19 protein-coding genes and 2 pseudogenes are annotated in these 21,984 nt (G+C 44.7%); 13 read left to right on the top strand and 8 right to left on the bottom strand.

Annotated features, from left to right (window positions below; genetic code table 11):
- Together QZ942_RS06315 and QZ942_RS06310 are read left to right on the top strand one after the other, a co-directional pair.
- Positions 1 to 1,010 (top strand): DUF2868 domain-containing protein (locus QZ942_RS06315; protein ID WP_292993840.1); only part of this gene is annotated, 1,010 nt, incomplete at its 5' end.
- Positions 1,011 to 1,012: 2 nt separating this feature from the next.
- On the top strand, positions 1,013 to 2,425 hold the full coding sequence (locus tag QZ942_RS06310) for a GTPase/DUF3482 domain-containing protein (protein WP_292993839.1): 1,413 nt from the start codon (positions 1,013 to 1,015) through the stop codon (positions 2,423 to 2,425).
- Positions 2,426 to 2,492: 67 nt separating this feature from the next.
- On the opposite strand, the gene QZ942_RS06305 is transcribed toward QZ942_RS06310, so the two are convergent.
- The 5 genes from QZ942_RS06305 to QZ942_RS06285 all read right to left on the bottom strand — a co-directional run bounded on the left by QZ942_RS06305 (position 2,493) and on the right by QZ942_RS06285 (position 7,810).
- On the bottom strand, positions 2,493 to 3,527 hold the full coding sequence (locus tag QZ942_RS06305; protein WP_292993838.1) for a methyltransferase: 1,035 nt from the start codon (positions 3,525 to 3,527) through the stop codon (positions 2,493 to 2,495).
- Positions 3,527 to 4,045 (bottom strand): SRPBCC family protein, encoded by a 519-nt coding sequence (locus QZ942_RS06300; protein ID WP_292993837.1) that lies wholly within the window; start codon positions 4,043 to 4,045, stop codon positions 3,527 to 3,529. Before QZ942_RS06300 ends, QZ942_RS06305 begins: the two co-directional genes overlap by 1 nt.
- Before the next feature lie 545 nt (positions 4,046 to 4,590).
- Entirely contained in the window at positions 4,591 to 5,235 is a 645-nt protein-coding gene (locus QZ942_RS06295; protein ID WP_292993836.1) for a hypothetical protein, read from the bottom strand.
- An 86-nt stretch (positions 5,236 to 5,321) separates the two neighbouring features.
- Entirely contained in the window at positions 5,322 to 7,169 is a 1,848-nt protein-coding gene (locus QZ942_RS06290) for a copper oxidase (RefSeq protein ID WP_292993835.1), read from the bottom strand.
- Positions 7,170 to 7,426: 257 nt separating this feature from the next.
- Positions 7,427 to 7,810 carry a hypothetical protein gene (locus QZ942_RS06285; RefSeq protein ID WP_292993834.1) on the bottom strand — a complete coding sequence of 128 codons (384 nt, stop codon included), beginning with the start codon at positions 7,808 to 7,810 and terminating at the stop codon, positions 7,427 to 7,429.
- A gap of 100 nt (positions 7,811 to 7,910) precedes the next feature.
- Between QZ942_RS06285 and QZ942_RS06280 the strand changes: the two genes are divergently transcribed.
- From QZ942_RS06280 to QZ942_RS06255, 6 genes are all read left to right on the top strand, one after another.
- A complete protein-coding gene (locus QZ942_RS06280; protein WP_292993833.1) occupies positions 7,911 to 8,087 on the top strand; it encodes a hypothetical protein in 177 nt (58 codons plus the stop codon).
- Between the two features lie 190 nt (positions 8,088 to 8,277).
- Entirely contained in the window at positions 8,278 to 8,985 is a 708-nt protein-coding gene (locus tag QZ942_RS06275; RefSeq protein ID WP_292993832.1) for a TorF family putative porin, read from the top strand.
- 132 nt (positions 8,986 to 9,117) lie between these two features.
- A complete protein-coding gene (locus QZ942_RS06270) occupies positions 9,118 to 9,696 on the top strand; it encodes a sigma-70 family RNA polymerase sigma factor (RefSeq protein WP_292993831.1) in 579 nt (192 codons plus the stop codon).
- Positions 9,697 to 9,698: 2 nt separating this feature from the next.
- The gene (locus QZ942_RS06265) at positions 9,699 to 10,400 is read left to right on the top strand and encodes a zf-HC2 domain-containing protein (protein WP_292993830.1); all 702 of its coding nucleotides are present in this window, start codon (positions 9,699 to 9,701) and stop codon (positions 10,398 to 10,400) included.
- Positions 10,401 to 10,413: 13 nt separating this feature from the next.
- Positions 10,414 to 11,715, top strand: coding sequence for a S8 family serine peptidase (locus QZ942_RS06260; RefSeq protein WP_292993829.1), 1,302 nt, complete (start codon positions 10,414 to 10,416; stop codon positions 11,713 to 11,715).
- Between the two features lie 537 nt (positions 11,716 to 12,252).
- Entirely contained in the window at positions 12,253 to 13,929 is a 1,677-nt protein-coding gene (locus QZ942_RS06255) for a cytochrome c peroxidase (protein WP_292993828.1), read from the top strand.
- A 208-nt stretch (positions 13,930 to 14,137) separates the two neighbouring features.
- Here the strand turns inward: QZ942_RS06255 and QZ942_RS06250 are convergent.
- Positions 14,138 to 14,516 (bottom strand): annotated as a pseudogene (locus QZ942_RS06250) (transposase); the annotation flags it as partial.
- Positions 14,517 to 14,836: 320 nt separating this feature from the next.
- Here QZ942_RS06250 and QZ942_RS06245 point away from each other — a divergent pair.
- Genes QZ942_RS06245 through QZ942_RS06230 form a run of 4 tightly spaced genes read left to right on the top strand, consistent with a single transcriptional unit; the run spans position 14,837 to position 20,815 of the window.
- Positions 14,837 to 16,264, top strand: coding sequence for a diguanylate cyclase (locus tag QZ942_RS06245; RefSeq protein WP_292993827.1), 1,428 nt, complete (start codon positions 14,837 to 14,839; stop codon positions 16,262 to 16,264).
- A 3-nt stretch (positions 16,265 to 16,267) separates the two neighbouring features.
- Positions 16,268 to 17,596 (top strand): glycosyltransferase, encoded by a 1,329-nt coding sequence (locus QZ942_RS06240; RefSeq protein WP_292993826.1) that lies wholly within the window; start codon positions 16,268 to 16,270, stop codon positions 17,594 to 17,596.
- Positions 17,593 to 19,776, top strand: coding sequence for a TolC family protein (locus QZ942_RS06235; RefSeq protein ID WP_292993825.1), 2,184 nt, complete (start codon positions 17,593 to 17,595; stop codon positions 19,774 to 19,776). The genes QZ942_RS06240 and QZ942_RS06235 overlap by 4 nt, the downstream gene beginning before the upstream one ends.
- A complete protein-coding gene (locus QZ942_RS06230) occupies positions 19,760 to 20,815 on the top strand; it encodes an HlyD family efflux transporter periplasmic adaptor subunit (RefSeq protein WP_292993824.1) in 1,056 nt (351 codons plus the stop codon). Before QZ942_RS06235 ends, QZ942_RS06230 begins: the two co-directional genes overlap by 17 nt.
- On the opposite strand, the gene QZ942_RS06225 is transcribed toward QZ942_RS06230, so the two are convergent.
- Positions 20,809 to 21,069 (bottom strand): arginase family protein, encoded by a 261-nt coding sequence (locus QZ942_RS06225; RefSeq protein ID WP_292993823.1) that lies wholly within the window; start codon positions 21,067 to 21,069, stop codon positions 20,809 to 20,811. The two genes, QZ942_RS06230 and QZ942_RS06225, sit on opposite strands and share 7 nt — an antisense overlap.
- A 142-nt stretch (positions 21,070 to 21,211) precedes the next feature.
- Here QZ942_RS06225 and QZ942_RS06220 point away from each other — a divergent pair, with 142 nt between their 5' ends.
- Positions 21,212 to 21,715 (top strand): septal ring lytic transglycosylase RlpA family protein, encoded by a 504-nt coding sequence (locus QZ942_RS06220; protein ID WP_292993822.1) that lies wholly within the window; start codon positions 21,212 to 21,214, stop codon positions 21,713 to 21,715.
- 156 nt (positions 21,716 to 21,871) lie between these two features.
- Here the strand turns inward: QZ942_RS06220 and QZ942_RS06215 are convergent.
- Positions 21,872 to 21,984 (bottom strand): annotated as a pseudogene (locus QZ942_RS06215) (IS5/IS1182 family transposase); the annotation flags it as partial.

Here is a 21,984-nt window from a genome sequence, read left to right as displayed (position 1 = left end):
TATGGATTTCGGGCATTACGCTGAATCTGCAAAGTTTAAGCAGCGGCATTGTCGCGCAATTGGCCAGTTGGCTGCCTTACCGGCACAAGAAAGATCCCACGATTGCCTCACTGGCATCGCACGCCTGGTGGGAGAGTTGCTTAACCGGCGATGTCGGCAAGTGGCGCATCAGCGTACTCACGCACAAATTCTGGTTAACCTACTTGATTGCCAGCATGGTGTTATTGATATTACTCATGCTGGCCAAACAATATAATTTTATCTGGGGCACCACGTTGCTGCCGGACAGCACACTGCCCAGACTCACGCAGATTCTCGGCACGCCGCTGGAAGCGATGGGATTAAAAATACCGGATGACCCGCAAACCGTCGCCAGCCGGATAGGGGTCAGCAAGCAGGATGCGGAAACCCGAATGGCTTGGGCTACTTTTCTAATCGGTGCGTTACTGGTCTATGGCATATTCCCGCGTCTCTTGGTGCTCGGCCTCTCGCTCGTCATGCAAAAATGGAGTGAGCACCGGTTCAAGCTGGATCTTTATTTGCCCTACTATATTGAATTGCGTCAGCGTTTGATGGCACGTGAAGTGAAAGCCGAGGTCATTGATGCCGATCCGCTGGCTGGCGTCAAACCCGCCGAAGTTACCCTGCCGCCAGCGAATGTCGCCATTCCATCGAATGCGCAGGCTTTTGGCATTGAACTGGATCAAGCAACAAACTGGCCGGAATCAGTAACCTGCCGGTTGAACATCATCGACCAAGATTCTCACGACGAAGCCATTGCATTGATAAAAAATCTCAATGGTCCGTTATTGCTGGGTGTGGCCGCACATCGTTTGCCCGATCGCGGTGTGCAACGCCTGATCAAAGAGCTGGTCGACAGCAGTAACGGAAAACCCTGGTTAATCCTCTTGAGCAAGCCATCGGCCCCGGTTACCAATGCGCGCGAGTTTGCCTGGTTCCGCCTGGCGGAAGCCTGCGGCATTCCCGCAGAACATGTGATTACCCAATAATTATGATCGTAAAGAATCCCCATCGCCCGCATACCGATGCTTTGCTGAATATTGCCGTCGTCGGGCATACCAATACGGGTAAAACATCGCTGATCCGCACCATGCTGCGCAGCACCGAATTTGGCGTTATTGAAGATGGTGCAGGCACCACGCGACATGTCGAGCAGGCGACGATATCCGCCGACAACGAACCGATTCTGAATTTGTACGACACACCCGGTTTGGAAGACTCACGGGCGCTATCCGCACATATCAAAAAGCTGGCTGCAAAATCGAAATTGCTGTCACCGGTGCAGATACTGGAGCATTTCGTGACGCATGTTGCCGTCAATGATCCGCTCGAGCAGGAAGCAAAAGTCATCCGGCAAGTGTTACGCAGCGATATTCTGCTCTATATCATTGATGTACGTGAGCCTTTCCTGGAAAAGTATCGCCTGGAACTGGACATACTTACGCAATCGGCCAAACCGATTCTCCCGGTGTTTAACTTTATCGCCGGGCATGACCGGGAGCTGGCGAAATGGCGCGAGCATCTGGCAGTTTTTCACATGCATGCGACGCTGGAATTCGATACCGTTGCATTTACTTTTGAGGCGGAGAAGCGCCTGTATCAGAAAATGCAGACTTTGGTGGAATCCCATTACGACCGGCTGCAGAAGCTGATTGATTACCGCGCCAAATTATGGATCCAGCTTTGTTTATCCGGCGCCAAACGGGTTGCTGCGTTGATTGTGAATGTGGCCTGCTATCGCGAGAGCAAATCGACCCAAAATAATCTGATCGCGCATTCACTGCTCGAAGACCGGTTGCATGAGTTTGTCCGGAAAGCCGAACAGCATTGTCTGCACGACTTGTTATCCATTTTCAATTTTTCGGAAAAAGATGTCGCGATCCAGAAAATTCCGGTCAGCAACGGCCACTGGCAATTGGACATCTTCGCCCCCGGCATACTCAAAGCGTACGGACTCGATGTCGGCAGCGCCGCCGCCAAGGGTGCCGCCGCCGGAGCAGGTATTGATTTGATGGTTGGTGGCATGAGCCTGGGCGCAGCCACTGCGTTGGGTGCCATTGCCGGTGCCGGTTGGTCGACCTTCAAGCGCTATGGCGATGAAATTAAAGCAACCGTTAAAGGTACGCAGTGGCAATGTGCCGACGAAACCACCCTGCAAGTATTGTATCTACGCCAAAAACACCTGCTGAATAAATTAATGCACCGTGGTCATGCCGCGCAGGATACTTTGCATGTGGACAAAGCGGATAGTGAAAAATTACCCGATAACTGGAGCAAACTGACCAGTGCTTTACGCCAGAATCCCTCTTGGCAAGAGCCTTCCGCCGTTCGTAACAACAATCCGCAATACCAGGAAATCGAGGCGAAACTGGTGGGTGCGTTGTTGGATGAAGGCGCAAATTGATAGTTTGCTCCCGTCTGGTCCGCCTAGCCTGATCGGCTCGAAAAATGCCTGCAAGTATAAGCAAGAGCTAGGGTTTGCGGGCGGTAACGATACTGTAATAGCCAGAGGCTTTGTGGATTTGAATTTCTTCAAATCCTATTTCCTTCAACATCGCTGATAATTCCGAGCCGGAGTATTGCTTTCCTTCGGTCCAGCCCATCATCATCATGCCAAATGCAGCCGGTGCGAAAGGTCCTGTTTTATCGTCGTTACACAGCATTTCATGAATTACGATACGTCCGCCGCATTCCAAGTACCGGAAGCTTTTCGCGGTCAGAAAATGACATTTTTCCGGTGGCCAGTCGTGATACATATTTGAAAAAAAATGGAGGTCAGCCGACGGCCAATGATCACACCAAATATTGGCTTCATAGGTTTTAACGCGATCCTGCAAGCCATACTCAACAATGTACCCTTCAGCCACTTCGCACACTTGAGCAAAATCCAGAACAATCGCCTGCAGATTGGGCAAGCGTAAAGCTGCGCCAATCGAGTGCGCGCCTGAGCTGCCGCCGATATCCAGCATCACCCGGTGCTGGGAAAAATCCAATACCTTCGGCCACACCAGCGCTGAAGCCATGCTCATACTATGCATGCCGCAAGTGAAGCGGTGCAGCAATTCGATCTGCTCTTCATGCGTCTTGAAAATATCACCACCGCCGTAAGCCTGTGGAGAATCGGTCAGAATTGCTTTTTCCAGGCTGGCAAAGGAAGATACCTGATAATTGTCGATCATCAGATCCCAAAAAAAACCGAAATAATTAGGGCTGCTCTTCAGCAAATATTCTTCTGCAACAGCAGTCAGAGAATAACGCTCTTCTTGCAATGATAAGAAACTCAAGGCAGTCGCTACGGTCAGAATGGCCTCCGCTGGGCGTTGCTTAATACTTAACGCATTGCAAATATCGGCCAATGTGCGCGGACCATCCGCCAGCAAAGAAAAAACTTTCAACCGATGCGCCAGCAGTAACGCTGGATAGCCATAAACCGCGAAGACTACGTCCCATACCGGACGATCATCGACTCGTGGTGCCTGAATAGTGGGAAAAGTATCTTGTTCCATCAGTCCTCCTTTTGGGCAGAAATTTTTGCGGATCTTTCTGCTTCAACCAAACGTTTGATATTTTGAACCGTTCGCTCAGCACCCTCTTTGATGGCAACGCGAACCAATCCTTCAAACGGCCGCATGATTGTCAGAATCTCAAGCAGCTCAAAAGAAAATGTCAGTTTGGTTGATTCCTCAGGATTGATAGCCTGTAATTCATACGTACAGCGAAAAGGATCAGACACCCCGATAAGTGTTAAACGTACGCCGGGTTCGTATGCGGAGATTTTAAATTTAGATTCTGTCCGGCGTCCTTGGTCGATACGCACCTGCCGCCCTTCAGTTCCCAGCTTTATTGGTCCGGGAGTGATTTGCTCAAGCTCTTTAACTTCTGGTGACCATTTTGGATAGTTCTGAAACAAACCTTCTCCGAGATACTGGAAAATCGCTGTGGCCGAACATGCTACTACAGTATGCGCCTTGCCTACGACCGGCTCGGTGGAGCCTAAATTGAGCATGGAACCTAAATTGAACATATTGCTCTCTTAGTCCTTTTTGACTGGTGAATGTCCAATCCAGCTTATTGATTGGCAATTGACTTAGACGGTAAACGAATCAAGGATCGATTTCAAGCACTATCTTACTTAGTATGTTAGGCAAGAAGAATCTGTTCAGTGCGTATTGTGTAATTGGTTAAGAAAATCAAAATGCGATTTGCATGCGTGAAAACAAAACCTTTTCTTCAGGCCGATTGGTTTCTCCATTCGCGCCGCTGGTAAAGTGAGTCTGATTGTAATCCAATTGGAATTTAATATTGCGATTGAGATACCAACTGATACCCACTCCGAAATCCTGCGCCTTTCCGGCATTCGTATTAGGGTGAATTACCTGCTACACCCAATTCGAGTATTGAGGTGCGGAGCAAGGCACAGCGGAGGCAGAAGGTTTTTCTACTTCAGGAAGTTGGTAATGTGACGGATGTGACGCCGCACGCGCTAAAAAGTGCGCAGTGTGATGCGTAGAAGTGCATTTATAGAAGCAAGATTAAGAGGGGTCGACGACCCCCCCTCTTTGCTTGGAATTAGCTCAACACACTGACATCATCCCAACTAATTTGGTCCGGTTGTACGCCAACCAGCGTGATCGATACATCATCGCCAAAGTGAACGATGAAATCTTGACCATCGTGATGGAGATTTGTAACAAAACTAGCCAGCTGCGCGATTGATGTGAGACCAAGACCGGTGTCAAACACCAAGGAATCGTGGTCATCCAGTGAATTAAAGTCTGCGATACGCAAATGCGCTGCTTCACGGATAACGAAATCATCAGCTCCGTGCCCGCCATGGCAATCCTCACCGCCGCGTACTGCAATATTGTCATCACCATCTGACGGCGAAAATGAAAGGTGATCTTCAAACTTAAAGTGATGTCCGTCATCAGGGGCACCTGAAGAACTTTTCCATTGTTCGGACACACGTAGATAAACGGTATCTCCATCCACATCAGCATAGTGGGTGATCTCAGTACCAAACGGTTTAACTTCGGTACGGATGACTTCACTTCCTACTACGTCATAGGTTTCGCTGCCATCATCATCAATTGATTTAGATTTCCATACGCCATCTTCCAGTTCAAATGCCGCAGTTACCTTGCCGCCTACAATGTCAAATTTAAAGGATTTATGGCTGTCGCTGCTGGATGAATCATCATGTCCTGAACTCATGTTTTTCTCCTAATATATAAGTGAGTGAAAGTAGTAATACGCCGTGTTGATCCTAAATGGTCTTACGAGGTTACTTTTGATATCTGTTATTTAGTTACAAATGGATTTTGCTGTGCTGGTGTCAGCTGATTCCTCCAGGAAGCAGGTAGATTCTGAACCCAACCGTTATAAACCACCGGGATCGGCAAAATACCTTGCCCGCCCATTCCTGGATTGCCTGTTATGCTGGCATCTTTCAGCGTTGTACTCGCCGAGAAAAGTCCCACCTTACCTACAATCCTGGCATCGGACGGGTCTCCATCACCATTTGGATCTGGATCAACCACCAGCATTCTGTTTGAGAATTTGCTTGATACGTAGGCGTAGTAACCGCCTCCTTTCTTAGCCCCGTATTGCACACCATGGCAACCGGGATCGCATGCCAACATCGCAACAATTTCATCTGTTGTAGCCAAATTGGGTCGTGTATCGATAATGGTAATTGTGCCTGTCAGCGTATTGGCTGTGACCATATTTTTTCCGTCCGGTGAGACAGGAGTCTGAATTGGTAATGCACCCACAGGGCCGGAAATGGCGCCTGATAACGGATCGTAGTGCTCAATTAGGTTGATATGCTTGATGACGTGGTGTGTATTCATATCCACGACCGTAATTGTGCTATCCAGCAGATTGGCAACATAATATTTGCTGGCATCCGGCATCATGCCCGTTGCTAAGGGATGGCTAAATGGACGAGTCCCCGATGGCAAGATAGCCTCTATAACATTTGTCTTGAAATTGTATTGCGTGGTATCGCCTGTAATGACATTGGGCGTTACCATGATTTTGCCGTCATGGCTCATCCAGTGCGCATGGGGGTTGCCTCGTCCAATATCCACCCTGCGCAGTATCTGGGTAGCAAAAGGAGTCAGTTCCATCACAGAGTCTGTGCGTGTATCGCCGTTATTGGTAATATGAATTCGATCCGAATCGGTCAGAGTCATCACATGTGCTGGTGCTTCACCGACAGATACATTACGGATCAGCGCACCCGTTTGGCGATCATAAACCGTCAGCTTCTTGTCAAACCATTGCGTTACGTAGATAACGCTCTGATTCTTGTCTGTCCACATGTTATGCGGGTTGTTCATCTGGATTGAAGGTAGCGCTACTTTACGCGTTACTTGCCAGGAAGAACCGTCAATCGCCGATACTGTTCCCGGTTTTGATTTTCCTGATGTCGTTTCAAACTGCGTAGCTACCCAGATTTCACCTACTCCGGGGGTCGCTGGATTTACAAGCGCCGCCAGATTGATATCATTTCCGTAACGGGCGTTTAGCACAGCGGGTAGATTAACAACTCCGATATCCACGCGCACATCAACATCCGGATAAGTTATATGCCACGGCGCGCTACTTGCGTAATTCTGCCAGTTAGCCGGATTGGTTGCGATAAAGAATGTTCGCAATAGACGTGTTGCCAGATCGCTACTGCTCGGAACTGTAATTCCATTGACTAAGCTGAGTGAAGATCCAAGATCCAGACCACTGGTGGTTGGATCATCCACAATCACTGCGCCGAACATATAAGGATGGATGCTGCAGGTAAAAACATACAACCCCGGTGTTGTTAGCGTTAGGCTATCACCTCCTTTCTTGGGATCGGTATTAAATGGCATACCCGCTGCACCGGTTGGATAAATCAAGCTGGTTCTCGTATGCACTGTATTGGAGTTGCCAGAAAAATTGATTCTCACACCGGGAGAGGCGATTGCAATCGAACGATTACCTGCAACTACAGATCCGGTATCAAACCAGCGTCCTGGATTATCTGTAAGTGCGAAATTGACTTGGTTGCCATCTGCGGAAGCATTGTTTACTGATAAAAAGATCAGAGTTGTTGTGAAATAAATGATTGCGCTAACAATCTTTCTAAATTGTGATGTTTCAAACATAGAGAGTTGCCCTCTTTAATTAACCAAAAACATATTTTGTGTAATTTATTCCAGAATTATGTTTATGATTTTTGTAGTTTTATTTTATATTGCTCAAATTCCAATATTCTTTCATCGTACATCCCCTTTCTGTTTGTGGAGATCAGAAATTCATATAGACTGATGCAAAGACCAAGTCTTGGTAAATCCTCCGATATAACTACCGGAGGATCACCTCTATGAATTAGAGTAAAACAGAAACATCCGCTGACCGTTCTTTAACGCATACGACAGGTTCTGGTAGCCTGTGCGACAGTAAATCCTTGCTCGTTGATCAGTTGCCCGGTTACTTGACCTTGAATAAAGCCACGACCTATCCGTGTGGCGCCAGCAGCCACATCTCCTGGATCGCTATCGAAATCGAATTCTACTTCATCACCGGTAGTGGCTTTGGGTACAGATTTTTTTGTATTACTGCCAGATATTATTTTGGCAATATAGTTGCCAGCGGCTAGGTTATTGCCATCGACAGAAACCTTAGACCGATCTGATCTTTTTTCGCATGTTACGCGGACATCAGCAGCATTAGCGTCTGAGACAGGTAATGTAGTTATCACGAATACTGCTAAAACTGCAGCTAAGGCCGTTGAAGTTTTAATCATTGATAATCTCATTTTATTTTTCTCCATTGAGAATTCAAATTACTTGGATTCCACTATCAGTATGTAGTGAGTTATTTTTAATTTTTCGCATATAATTCACATGCAAATGTGGAAGAATTATGCTCAAATCAATATAAGACAAAGAATTAAGATAAGAAATAATTTTTCTGTCTTACAAATCGTTTATTCCATCCCAGCAAGAGAAGGTTCAAATGGTTTAAAAATTCCTAAAAAATATTTGCCTAAACTAGGCAGATTCATGTCGGCTCGTGAATGAATTAAATGTACTTTGTACCTTTGCACAATCGCTTGAAAGCTCGTTTAATTTCTCTGGGTTCAAAACAAATTACTCATATAAATATTAAATAATTGTATTTCTCAAACATTCTTTGATGATTCTTTGTTATCCATGCACCCAAAAATTCAAACTACGGTTAAGACGGCTAAGTTATCAGTTATTATTGCTATTGCTAATCCTAACTTACTCCATTGATTGTTTTGCCGAATTAACCGGAAAATTAAGTAGTAGCTTTACCGGTGCTACTGATTATATTTGGCGTGGCTATTCTAAGAGTGATGGAAAACCCGTACTACAAGCGAGTATTGATTATGAATTTAAATCGGGTATTTACCTCGGCTCTTTTGTATCAGCAGTTAATTTCGCCGATCATGGGTTCGATAATCGTTCCACCGCAGAATTCAGGCCATACCTAGGTTTTGCCTATAAGCTATCGGATGATTTGCGATTTAATACGGCATGGACCCGCTATATCTATGATGGCAAGATATTTGGTCAAGTGTCTGACTACAATGAATTCTATTTATATGGTCATTTTCGGGACTTGCTGACCGTCAACTTAAATTTTTCAGAAAATAGCTATCAGCAGAACCACATGTCATTCAATTCCGAGATTACAGGCCGTTATCCAATCACCGAATCGATCGAAATATCCAGTACCTTTGGTTACAATGACCAGAGGAAGGTTCTGCGCTATGATTATCTTTATTGGACTTCCGGATTAACTGTACATTTCTCCCGTAATATTGGCATCGATGTGCGTTATTACGGTGGTAGTTACGCGTCGTCTGAAAAGGAAGCATCGTTTTCACAGTGGCAATTCCATCCCCATGTTGTTGACAACCGTGTTGTGTTTTCTATTACAGTCGGATTCTAATTTCTAGATTGTATTTTGTGAGTCGTGAACTTTTTTTTCGTTGTGAGGAATAAACAGATCAAAATTATTAAAATCTTAAAAATTAACATTTTAGATTTATGAAACAACATGTATGCGTCGCCAGAGTTAAAAATGCAAAGATCCTTTAGCTCGCAAGCGCAGCAAGATAAGGAGCGAGGTTTGATCGCAGAAATCGCGACTGGGGATGAGCATGCCTTTGAACAACTTTATCAAATCTACTTTACTAGGTTATCTCAGTTTATATTCCACATCACAAGACGTCAGGACTGTATTGGAGAGATTATTAATGACGTCATGTATGTGGTCTGGGAAAAAGCATCCACTTATGATCAAGTGTGCCGTCCCTCCACATGGATCTTGGGTATTGCTTATTTTAAGGCACTGAAAAGTACAGTACAAAGCCAGATAAGAGAGGATCGTTCGGTGGAATTGAATGACGAACTGGATTATTTTCCTGACAGAGGTGCGCAATGGACCGCTCAATTGGAAACCAGTAACTGGCTTGAAGCTGCTTTCGATAAATTGTCTACGGAGCAGCGTGCCGTGGTAGAAATGACATATTATCAGGGCTTGCATTACAGTGAGATTTCAGAAATTATGCAATGTCCTGAAAATACAGTTAAAACAAGAATGTTTCATGCGCGAAAAATTTTGGCAAAAGTTCTTCCAGAGCTTAGCGGCGGGAGTTAAATATGGCACTTACAAATATCAAAATCACTAGTAAAAGCGAGCATCAAGAAGTATGGAACCTTTTACCTTGGTATGTTAACCATTCTTTAGACCCTGCCGAACAAGATTTTGTAAAGAAGCATGCTAAAACTTGTGTCACCTGTAGAATCGAAATAAATCAACAACAACAATTGTTTGAAAAGATACAGCAGCCAGATCTTTTGCAGCAGGTGTCGCAGGTTTCTTTTGCTCAGCTGAAAAAGCGCGTGCGAGAACAATCCAAACTGAGTGCATCTGCTGAACAAGCCAAGCCAGAAAGAGAGCAAAAGAATTTTTCGCATCAGTTTCCTAGCTTTGTAAAATACACTGCGTTAGCGGCAAGCTTGTTATTGCTGGCAATGCCGTTTATGTTAAATCTATCAACTGATGATCTTGAGTTGAAAGGCAATTACAGAACACTAGCCAATCCGGCTGAAGGCGAACACAAAAACAATATCATACGTATTGTTTTTGCAGAACATTCAGGCACAGAACAAATTGAAGCCATTTTGAATGGTGTTTCAGGCCATATCATTAAAGGACCATCTAAAAATGGCATTTACGAAGTTCAAATCGGCAATCGGCAATCTGATTCTCTGGAAGTTAATGATGCCATTTCACAATTACGAAAAAAATTGCTTGTTGTTTTCGTTGAACTGTCTCACGAGTTACCTTCTTCTGACTAGGTAGGATCATAAAATGATGCTGAGTATTCAAGTGAGAATTGGTTTAATTTTTTTTCTGTTGTTAATAGTAATGCTCGTTGCATTACCAGCCAAGGCTGAACAGGAATTATCTATTGACTCTCAACTTTTTGATACCGAACAAGCAGGCCGTATCATTTTAGTGACCTATGCTGATAAGCACATAAATCGCATTCCGATTGGGGCAGTGAACCAGACATATCGCCGAAGGGGGGATTACAGCAGTTCAACTTGGAGCAAAAGAGTAGCTGCCAGCATAGAGGAGGATTACAAAATAAAAATTCTTTCTCAATGGCCCATCAGAGAAATTGGTGAACATTGCGTGGTATTTCTGGTTAGTGAAGATCACTCTATTGTTGAGGTCATCAACGCGCTAACAAATGACAATCGGATCGATAATGTCCAAACGATGAGCACTTTTAAAGTCATGGCGGACAAATACAATGATCCTTATTATCGTCTGCAAACGAATATTCATTCGATGAATTTAGCCGAAATACACAGCCAGACTACTGGCAAAAATGTAACTATTGCGATTATTGATACCGGTGTTGACACAAAGCATCCGGATTTAGAGGGACAAATTCAGCAGAGTAAAGATTTTGTTGCACAAAAATCATCGGATTCTTTCGGTGATAATCATGGTACGGCAATAGCTGGCGTTATAGTGGCCAAAGCAAATAATGGGCAAGGTATTGTCGGTATCGCGCCCGATAGTCACGTGATCGCATTGAAAGCCTGCTGGGGAATAAAAACTGGCGGTTTAGAGGCAATTTGTAATAGTTTTACCTTGGCCTTAGCTATCAATACCGCAATTGAGATGAAGGCTGATATTCTTAATTTAAGTTTAACTGGCCCCCATGATCCGCTCTTGGCCAGATTAATCGAAAAAGCCATGCAACGAGGTATTTTAATCATCGCTTCGCAGCCTGACAGCGATGATGAAAAGTCTGGGTTTCCGGCACAGCAACTGGGTGTCATTGGGGTTCGATGTTTAAGCAACAAGGCTATTCAATCATCGTCTGAAAATCATACTCTTACTGTATCTGCACCCGGGGAAGAAATACTAACCACCTTACCCAAGGGTGCCTATGACTTTGTTTCGGGCAGCTCCCTAGCTACAGCTCATGTTTCAGGACTCGCCGCATTATTGTTGCAACTAAAACACAGTTTAACTAAACAAGAACTTTTCAAGCTATTGGCAAATGCAAATGAGCCAACATTCTATAAATTATTCAGCAAAGACCAAATAAGCAATACAGACAACATTAGGTCAGAAGCGGATAAGCGCATATAAGAGTATGGCATCTGACAACTTAATCAGGGTGGGAGGCTGCAAACCGATTCGTTTGTGGTGGTTGTATGTGCGTTTCTAGATTTGTTTAAACGATGTCCAACTTCATTTTAATGCAACTGAATACTTGTTGGCGCCGGGTTTAAATTGACTAGGAATAATAGTGGCATAGCGTATTACACTGCTGTGGGTAAGTTGACTAAACTGAGATGGTTCTATCCCGCAGCTTCTCTGATAGATAGGTTTTTACGGAAAAATTCCGTCGAATCTTTGCATATATGACCATGGTAATCAACCCTTGCTTGCTCCTGCCTGAAAATTAGGCAGGATACGTGGATTGACTTGGTCAAATTCCAACCGGTACTAACAGCTTTTCCTGATCATTTTTCTTCGTTACTGACATAAAGCGGAAGGTGTTGAGAATTCTTACTATATTTGAACCTTTTTTAGTCCTGAAGGAATAAACAGAATGTAAAGAAAATAGATCTTAAGGAAGCTCTGATTAAGTCCTTCGACAGGCTCACCACGAACGGTAATATATTGATTACGTTCGTGGTGAGCTTGTCGAACCATGAATGTAATCAACTTAATCAGAGCTTCCTTAAATTCTATCGGCATATTATCTTCGGTTCCGAAACTGAGAGGTTAATCATGAAAATTCAAATCACACAAAAGATCGCAATGCTCTATCGTATGCTTTCCGATCGGCTAAGTTCGGTTCAGAGTTTCTTTGTTGCGCTATTGGTTGTGGCGACCTTGGCAGTTGGCGTGACTGCGCACGCAGTTGCCGGTCAGGAGGAAATGTTCCTGCAACTTGATGAACAACTGAAGGCCGAATTGCAACGCGCTGGCTTCACAGGAAGGATTGAATCGACGCTCGAGAAGCGATTGGGGCGTAAGATCGACCAGAAACTCGCTGGCTTGGGGCGGATGCTGTTCTTCGACACCCTCGGCGGATTGCACGACGACAACACCTGTGCCGGCTGCCACGCGCCAGCAGCAGGAATGGGCGACACGCAGTCGATCGCCATCGGCGTACAAAACAATGGGACAGTTGGTCCGAACCGAGCAGGCCCACGTAACCAGCGCCGCACGCCGACAGTGATCAACACAGCCTTCTACCCGAAATTGATGTGGAATGGGCGCTTTATTGCAACCTCCGGCGATCCCTTCAATAATGCACTGGGCTTCACGTTCCCTCCTCCAGAAAGCACGACCCAGTTTCTACCGAATCATCCATCCATCACCCATTTATTGATTGCTCAAGCGCATATACCGCCGACGGAATTGGTAGAGGTAGCAGGTTTTACCGGCACGGCCGGAAAGATCGGACCGCGCTTCGACAAGTTCGATGACGGTATGGGAAGCATCGTGCCTGATCCAGATGGATCGGGTTTCCGCAACGAACCGATACGCCAAGCGGTACTTAAGCGGCTAAACGAAACTCCGGCTTATCGTAAGCTATTCGGCAAATCTTTCCCCGAGGTTGCCGCTGGTGCACCGATCGATTTTACGATGTTCGGTCGCGCGATCGCCGAGTTCGAATTCACCCTGATACGAGCCAATGCTCCTCTCGATCGTTTTGCGCGAGGCCAGAACAACGCGATGACTGAATCGCAAAAACGTGGAGCACTAGTGTTCTTCGGCAAAGGCAATTGCGTAGCCTGCCATACAGTTACCGGTAAATCGAATGAGATGTTCAGTGACTTCGAGATGCACAACATCGGCGTGCCGCAGATTGCACCGGCTTTCGGAGTGGGCCTTGGCAATATGATCTTCGATGGCCCTGGCGAGAATGAGGACTTCGGGTTGGAGCAGGTCACAGGGAATCCGGCTGATCGATATAATTTCCGGACTTCTCCCTTACGCAATGTCGCTCTGCAGCCAGCGTTCTTCCACAATGGCGCGTTTACGCGCCTCGAAGATGCCATCGCGCATCATCTGAACGTGGCTAAATCAGCCAGGGGATACAACCCGGAGAGTGCGGGAGTGGATGCCGATCTGACCTATTCTCTTGGTCCAGTAGAACCAGTTCTGGCAACCCTCGATCCGCTGCTTGCGGCACCGATTGATTTGACGCCAAGGGAGTTCTTCGATTTGGTTGTGTTTGTTCGTGATGGCTTGTTGGATTCCAAGGCGCGGCCAAAATCACTCTGCAATCTGATTCCAACATCTGTGCCCAGCGGGAGTCCTATACTGTTCTTCGAGGGCTGTTAACTTAAGTATTAGTCCACTTACTTCTCGGGATAACTTGGGTTTGTTTGGAACCCTGTATGTCCAGATTCATACTTAGAGTCTCCCCAGAAAGTCAGCAGACATTGTGACTGTAGCCTGATCTTTTCTTGATGCTTTGAAATATATTTAAGCAGCAACCAAACATCAATTGGCAATATTTATAGCTGCGCGCGCAAAGGCAAATAAAAACCTTCAACAACACCATCAGGTTCATGACCAGGAAGATGCTATTGATCCATGCTTCGCTGGTACGTGCTGTTTTGGCACGGATGTAATTTAGGTTATAGCCGTTTTTGCCTTGTCCGATTGTCCGAACTTACCTTCAATTGGTATACGCTGCCGATAGTCTTCACGCCGTTGCTTTTGTAGCTGCTTAAATTGCGCTCGATTATCTTCTGTTATCTTGGGAGGACGTCCCACTTTGCCACGTACGATGGGGCGTACATGGGGTTGGTGAATACTGACGATACGGTGATCACAACGCTGACACTTTAAACGATACATGGCTTCTTGTTGGTTATACACGTGCTGAATATCCAGTATTTACGCGGCAGGGTATAAGGCAATGGAGTCTGCGTTATATTTTTTAGTGTTGCCAAAACCGGATATCTGGCTGTATTCTGAATATCAGTTCACCTTACAACTGGTTAACACATGCATTCATCAATTGGATTTTAACAACACCTCTATTTCTCGTTTGGCATAAAGGCAAATCAGATCGCAAGCGATATGTGCAGCTTAGTATGAGCATCTTTGTTTAGAAGTATTCACTCGAAAGATCGCCAGTAATCAGATTTACTTTATAAATACCAGGTGTTTAGGTGACTATTTAGAGGTAACTTAATAGCTCCTGATGCTATAATTCCTACAAATATTTTTGAGGGAATAAATGATAAATAAATCATTAAGTTTAGGATCACTCGACATGAGTGATGAGCTGGTATTCTTCTCACATGAAAAAACCAATTTGTTAGATCAATATAGTGTTTCTTTTGAAACGCATGTTTTTCACGATTACGTTGAGTGGAAAAAAGAGAGAATCCTCTCGCCGGTAGTAATAATCACTGGGAGTGATCCAAATTACATTGCTGCTATTTTGGACAAAATACGGAGAGACGAAGATCTTTTTGCATCTTTATGTTTCGTAACGGAGTCAGTCCCTGCATCTTATAGCAGTCTTGTCGACGGGCAATTACCGCAACCGCCACAATTAAAACAGATCATTAATCAATTCTTAGATCTTTTCAGTGCATACAATAATAGTGAAGTGCATATTTCACATTTAGGGCGATTAATTAAATACCTATGGTTACGGCCGAATTTCATTCTCCATCCCTACCAGGAATGGCAGCATGTACGATTGTACCGTTATCCTTTATTAGAAGCGCTGAGTCAGGATAAATCCGATTCCTTTGAATGGTTACAGAGTCTCTCTGCTTCTAAGTTACTGGAACCCGTTGCGCTGATAGACCGGCAAAGGGAGTGTGCATTTTGTCATTCCTCTCATTTAAGCTTTATCGATATTTGCCCGGGCTGCCATGCAATTGATATTGAGCTACAGGCATCTTTACATTGTTTTACCTGCGGATGTGTCGATGTGCAGGAAAAATTTATCCATAGTGGCGCGCTCATTTGTCCAAAATGCAATACCCAATTACGGCACATTGGGAGTGATTACGACCGCCCGATCGAGAACCATAGCTGCCATGTTTGCCACCAAACATTTGTAGAGCCAAATGTATTAGCGCGTTGTACCGTTTGTGAAAAAGAAATGATGCCGAATGATCTCGCTTCAAACCGGATTCGAAGCTGGAAGCTAAGCGATAGGGGAAGGATTATTGCTGTGCGTGGCGAAGTTTTTGACATTGCAACGAGCTTTGATCAATTAAACTTTATCCCTAAAGATTTATTCATTCACGATCTGGATTGGTTATTGATCTCATCTCGACGCTACCCGGATATAACATTCAGCCTGTTTGGTATTTATTTTCTAAATTTGATAGAGCTGATAGATCTTATCGGGCATACGCAGCTATTGCAAATGCTTGAATCTTTTGCGCAGCGGCTGCGTAGTATGCTTCGTACACCTGATTTATCGACACGTACGGCTGAAAATATGCTGTGGCTATTATTGCCGCATACCGATGCACAAGGTCTCAGCAGCTTCCAAAAACGTATCGAAAATAGTATGCAATTATTGCAAGCAGAGGGTGATATGAAACTGGATTGCCGCTTCATAAGCGTTGCCTCTTCTCAAATACTAAAGTCAGAAACTGCGGAATTATTGCTTGCTCGATTATATGGTGAGTTAATTTAAGTTATGCAAACTTTGACACAAACCGGACAGATTCTGCTGGTCTTTCTGCTACAAGATCAAGGCACGATATCCTATTTGCTTGTATTTGTCCCGTTTGTGTTATTCCTTGAATTACCATTGTATTTTATGACCTGGTTGGGAATTTTTCGTTATATTACACAAGATACCTATGAGATACCTTTTATCTCACCTGCTACCCCCCGCGTTACCTGCGCCATTACTTGTTACGCGGAAGGAAAGGCAGTGCAGAATACGGTTATCTCGCTATTGGAACAGATTTATCCAGGGCACATCGAGATCATCGCGATGGTCGACGGAGTCCAAAAAAACCAAGCGACCTATCAAGCGCTGAAAGATCTCATCCCGCGGATTTCATCCTATCCCAGACGTTCATTTATTATTATTGCAAAGATTCAACGAGGTGGTCGAGTCTCCTCTCTCAACGCAGGATTGAGCCGTGCGAGTGGTGAAGTGTTTCTTGCGCTAGATGGCGATACCTCATTCGATAATCAAATGGTTTATCGGTCTGCTTTGCATTTTCAAAATGCCAATGTTGTTGCTGTTACGGGACCCATGCGTGTGCGTAATGCGAAGAAATCTTTAGCAACTCGGCTGCAAAGCTTAGAGTATATGTTAAGTTTGCAAGTCGGCAAGCTGGGTTTGACGAATCTGAATGTGATTAATAACATACCCGGTGCTTTTGGCATTTTCAGGAAATCTTTTCTCCAACAAATTGGGGGGTGGAATACGGGTACTGCTGAAGATCTCGATTTAACCCTACGCATTAAGCAATATCAAGGACGTTATCCACAACTCCGGTTTGAATATGAGCCCGGTGCCGTATCGCATACCGATGCACCTGAAAAATTCAGTGATTTTCTGAAACAACGATTAAGATGGGATGGAGATCTTTGGTATACCTATGCGAATAAGCACAAGCGCGGGATTTCCCCTTCAATCATGGGTTGGGGTAACTTCCTATTTATACTTTGGTACGGCATCCTGTTTCAGATCATTATGCCTTTTACCATTGTGCTCTACACGATCTATATGGCGATCACCCAACCATTGCCATTCTTTTTAGCCAGCATAGCATTAGTTTATCTTTTTTATTTAGGTCTGATACTGGTTCAATTTGTTTTATACCTTGCGGTCCTTTCTGACAGAAAATGGGAAGACTGTAACGCCTTTTTGGTATTGCCAATTTATCCATTATTTCTGTTCATAGCGCGTCTCTGGAGTGCGATTGCTCTTCTCAATCAAATGTTCAACAAAGGTCACTTAGATTCTGCCATGGCTCCCTGGTGGGTTCTGAAAAAGGGTAAACAATGAAGATTCATTGGTACCTGTTACAGGTATTGTTCATTTTGCTGCCGATCAGTGCTGGGGCTGAAGTCAGAACACTTGCGGACTTTTATTCGCATTTGGATCAGGCAGCTTCCGTTCTGAAGACACAAGCAGATCTTGAGGCACAGCAGTTTCATTTGCGGGCTAACGAAGCACAGAAGGGTTGGGAGGTATTTGGCGGCATATCAGGAGGTTATCAAAAAAGCCCATTTGCAAGAGAGCCTTTCGGTAACTTCTTTGACCCCATGGCCCGTATCGGTTTGCGTTACCCTTTGCTGGGCAGTGCTGAAAGACAAGATCGTGCGATTGGGGATGCGGAAACCCAAGTCAAAATTGAGAATGTCCGTCATGAATGGAGCAAAAGATTAGCTGCACTGTTTATAGAAGAGAATTACGCGGCTTATTGGAGCGCTGAGAAAATGCTGGCGTTGAATCATGCCTATACTCATCTGCGCATTGCAGGCATCGAAAAAACATTGCGGCAGAGGCATGAAACGGGATTACTACTCATGTCAGATTATTTCGAGTTTCTATCTGCTTTTGAGCAGGCAGAGCGGATGCGATTAGAATTTATTAACAACAAAGAACAAGCTTTAATGAGGTTAGCGCATTTAACGAATACTTCCGTCGCACCTTTTGAGGCAATTAAACCCAGGCTAAACGAGATAACGGGTAACTTAGCTTATGATATCAAGCAGCTTGACCTGGATATTTTGCAAACTCAAATAGATAATTTACGCAAGGTCAGGGAAACACAAAACTGGCAAGGGATTGATTCCGATTTATCAGTCGTTGCATTCGGCGGACCCGCGATACCACATCCTTCTCCTGATTCAATGCAATGGGGATATGGGGGGGCGGTGGGGTTCAATTTTAGGATGCCGCTTGAAATCGTTAGCTATCGAAAAAATGAACAATCGCGTTTAAACAGTCAACTTATTAGCTTTCAAGCTGAGTATACGCGGCGGGATCAGGAATTAAATCTGGAATTCAGATCTATGCTAGGCCGTTATCAACAGCTCATGCAACAAATAAAATTTCAGCAAACCCGGCTTGATGCAACCCGGGAATCTGTGCGCGAGCGGTATTTACGCTTGCAATCATTGGATGGAGATGTTTTCGAAAAATATATTCAAGCTATTAATACGTATTACAGGACTGCCATTGAATACGTGGAAGCGGAGGCTGAACAGTGGAAGCTGCATGTTCGTCTGCGTCAATTTGTTTCTACACCGGGCAGCACGAGTGAAATCGCGCGTGCTGACACGGATCTGGTTGGAATGCTTGAGCCACTGAAAAAGGCTGGTCAGTTTTTTGAGAAGCGAATGGCGAAAGAAACAAAGCCACTGAAATTAGCCAATTCGAACGATCGATCGACAGTAAGCCGATCGAATTCAACATCAATGAATTTCTCAGTTTATGTCTGGAATTATGACGATATTGTAGGCCAGCCTGGATTTTGGGAAAAAAGCCAGTCAATGGGAATAAACCGCCTATTGCTTTCTTTAAATGAAAAGCAAATTGCATCAATTGCTTCTCATCCCGCCGCATTAAATAAATTCTTGCAGGATGCTAAGCATCGGGGCGTGAAAATTGAATTATTACTGGGTGATCCAGATTGGATTCTTCCAAAAGAGCGTGTGCGGTTACTGGAAATTATCAAGCGATTAAAATCTATTCATTTTGATGGATTACATCTTGATATCGAACCCGATCAACTTCCCGGAGAATTAGCTGGAAAAAATAAGTTGGAAGAGTTTATAGAAACAATTCGTCAAGCCACTCGTATTTCTCCCTGGCCGGTTGCAATGAGTATTCATCCCCGTTATCTGGCGAAAGAAACATCCTTTGACTTATGTATACCCTGTCAATTGAGAGAGAGTGGTGTAAAAGAAATCACGGTAATGTATTACTCTATGAATTTAAACAGTATTGCAATGACAATGAAATCGGCAATGCAACAGTATCCAGAACTCATGTTTAGCCTTGCTCAGAGCCTGGAGCCTGAATTAGCTGTAGAAAACAGCTATGCACACAAGCCGCAAGCATTTTTTAGGGACGCAATGCAACAGCTTGATTATCATTTGCGCGCCTCAAATTTTAGTGGACTTATCATTCAATCATTGAAAGATTGGGAAATATATATTCATGAAAATCCGCTTTAATCAACCAGAGCAAAGGATACCGAATGACGACCGGGGCATACGTATTCAGTATGGGGAAGCAAAACGCTCTAGAAGACCGTGGCGCTGGTATTTGATTTTAGTCGTTTCTAGCCTTCCCTTGCTATATCTGGTTGGATTGGTATTACAAGAAATGCTGATTGTCAAAGCGGACGGGCGCATTACGGTACCGCATATCATCGTGCGCGCGTCGATTGAGGGCTATGTAAAGCAGGTATTTGTCAAATCATTGCATGCGGTGACAGAGGGTGAAGAGCTGGCCATATTGGAGAATTTGCCACTGGAAGATAGTTTTCAGCGGCTAACCACTGAAATTAATTTTCTGAGTGAGGAAAGAAACAAGCTACAGCACCAATCAGGCAATGCGGCGTTGCAGTCTATGCCATTGTTGAAGTTTGCCCAGGAACAGGAAAAATTCTATCAAAATCGTTTGCATCAATATGAATCATTATTTAAGCAGGGCGCAGCCACACAAGCTGAAGTTGCAACAGCGCGTAACCAATATCATGGTGCGCTTGAGAGTTTAGTGCTGCATGAAAGGTCGCAACGACGAGACCAAGGGTTTCCTACAGATACTCTTCAAATGGCGAGCCGGATTAGTCAATTAAATTTAGAGCTGGAACAAATTAAAGCTCAGAAGAAACAGTTACTTATTAAAGCGCCCGCAGAAGGATTAATCACAGAATTATTTGTGCAGCCCGGAGAATATCTAGGGAAAGGTCAACCATTTTTAGACATCATCTTTCCTGAAAAAGCACATATCAGCGCGTTTATTCCGCCGAAATATCAGGATTATGTGGTAATTGATCAGATCGTTACGGTAATTTTTCCCAACGGAGAAGCTGCCAAAGCTCGGATTACCTCTATTCCAGGCGTGACTCAAAAATCACCGGCTGACGGCATTAATTTACTAGAATACCCTCGATCAGCCATATTGGCTCACCTGGAATTTATCAATCCGGTAGAAACACCATTAATTAATGGTGCGCCGGTTGATATTCGTTTTCCATTTTTTCAGTGACCGGGTAGATTTAACAAGCCGCTAAGTTTTGCGTAAAGGCAAATCAGGTTGCAGGCGATATGCGCGGCGGCCAGTGCCGTGATCTGGCTGTGATCATAAGCAGGCGCAACTTCAACGATATCCATGCCGATCAGATTGATCCCAGCAAAACTACGAATGATCGCTATGCCTGCGCAGTGGATAAAACCCGTCGAGACAATGCGTTCAACCTCTGCAATCACGGTATCCGTGCCATGCCGATTTGCAACGCGCACCTGAGACAATCCATTTTCATAATGTGATTGACTAGAGCGGATTCAAAATTTTGTTACCAGGACAAAGACCCGCCCAATGGATATTTGCAACAGGATGTGGTTATAATGATCTGCGTATATAAACTTTTGTATTAAAGACGCTATGCAGCAATCTGTCTATCGCAAACAAATTGGCTTAATGTTGCTGACCGCCGGTTTGATAAGCGGTTGTGCTTCCATGTTTTCCGGCACTTCGCAGCGATCGACGGAAATACGCGGTGATCAAGCGCCTAATCTTACCGCCCCTTACAACAAACCTTATAAAGTACAAGGGATAACCTATTATCCGATGCGATCAGCTGTCGGATATCAGGAAGTCGGTCATGCATCCTGGTACGGTTCAGAATCAGGCAATCGCACAGCCATGGGTACGCGTTTCGTTCCTCATGGTTTAACCGCAGCCCATAAAACGCTTCCGCTGCCTTCCAAAGTCAGAGTTACCAACCTGCACAATGGCCGCCATGTCGATGTCCTCGTCAATGATCGCGGACCTTTCAAAAAAGGCCGAATTATCGACTTATCCCACGGTGCCGCAAAGAAAATCGGCCTGCACGGGGTGGCCAAAGTCAGAATCGAACATCTTGACGATAAAGTCAGCCAGAAATGATTGATCTAAATTGCTTCTTACTTATTATTAAGGAAACGCTGAATAACTCATCGCGCAGTAGAGATCAAGCCGAGTGATCATGTAATATTGCGATAATTTGCCCAATTTTGACCTGAATCGCATCATTTTTTGCATTATTACCCTCATTTCTTGTTTTCAAGGCGCAACTAGGCTGCCTGTTCTGCATAGCCACCGGCGAGCCAACAGCAAATTGGCAAGCCCGAACAGCGAGAACATCTGAGCGGTATTTTTGACCAATCCCTTGTAGC

It is taken from the genome of Nitrosomonas sp., from assembly GCF_021731985.1.
GTDB lineage: Bacteria > Pseudomonadota > Gammaproteobacteria > Burkholderiales > Nitrosomonadaceae > Nitrosomonas.
The sequence above is the reverse complement of the archived record's forward strand: the minus strand, read 5'-3'. Positions and strand labels throughout refer to the sequence as shown.

Bases quoted from the DNA above. Each gene is read 5' to 3' on its own strand.
- QZ942_RS06310 (WP_292993839.1), top strand. From the start codon at position 1,013: ATGATCGTAAAGAATCCCCATCGCCCGCATACCGATGCTTTGCTGAAT.
- QZ942_RS06305 (WP_292993838.1), bottom strand. From the start codon at position 3,527: ATGGAACAAGATACTTTTCCCACTATTCAGGCACCACGAGTCGATGAT.
- QZ942_RS06300 (WP_292993837.1), bottom strand. From the start codon at position 4,045: ATGTTCAATTTAGGTTCCATGCTCAATTTAGGCTCCACCGAGCCGGTC.
- QZ942_RS06295 (WP_292993836.1), bottom strand. From the start codon at position 5,235: ATGAGTTCAGGACATGATGATTCATCCAGCAGCGACAGCCATAAATCC.
- QZ942_RS06290 (WP_292993835.1), bottom strand. From the start codon at position 7,169: ATGTTTGAAACATCACAATTTAGAAAGATTGTTAGCGCAATCATTTAT.
- QZ942_RS06285 (WP_292993834.1), bottom strand. From the start codon at position 7,810: ATGATTAAAACTTCAACGGCCTTAGCTGCAGTTTTAGCAGTATTCGTG.
- QZ942_RS06280 (WP_292993833.1), top strand. From the start codon at position 7,911: ATGCAAATGTGGAAGAATTATGCTCAAATCAATATAAGACAAAGAATT.
- QZ942_RS06270 (WP_292993831.1), top strand. From the start codon at position 9,118: ATGCAAAGATCCTTTAGCTCGCAAGCGCAGCAAGATAAGGAGCGAGGT.
- QZ942_RS06265 (WP_292993830.1), top strand. From the start codon at position 9,699: ATGGCACTTACAAATATCAAAATCACTAGTAAAAGCGAGCATCAAGAA.
- QZ942_RS06260 (WP_292993829.1), top strand. From the start codon at position 10,414: ATGATGCTGAGTATTCAAGTGAGAATTGGTTTAATTTTTTTTCTGTTG.
- QZ942_RS06245 (WP_292993827.1), top strand. From the start codon at position 14,837: ATGATAAATAAATCATTAAGTTTAGGATCACTCGACATGAGTGATGAG.
- QZ942_RS06240 (WP_292993826.1), top strand. From the start codon at position 16,268: ATGCAAACTTTGACACAAACCGGACAGATTCTGCTGGTCTTTCTGCTA.
- QZ942_RS06235 (WP_292993825.1), top strand. From the start codon at position 17,593: ATGAAGATTCATTGGTACCTGTTACAGGTATTGTTCATTTTGCTGCCG.
- QZ942_RS06230 (WP_292993824.1), top strand. From the start codon at position 19,760: ATGAAAATCCGCTTTAATCAACCAGAGCAAAGGATACCGAATGACGAC.
- QZ942_RS06220 (WP_292993822.1), top strand. From the start codon at position 21,212: ATGCAGCAATCTGTCTATCGCAAACAAATTGGCTTAATGTTGCTGACC.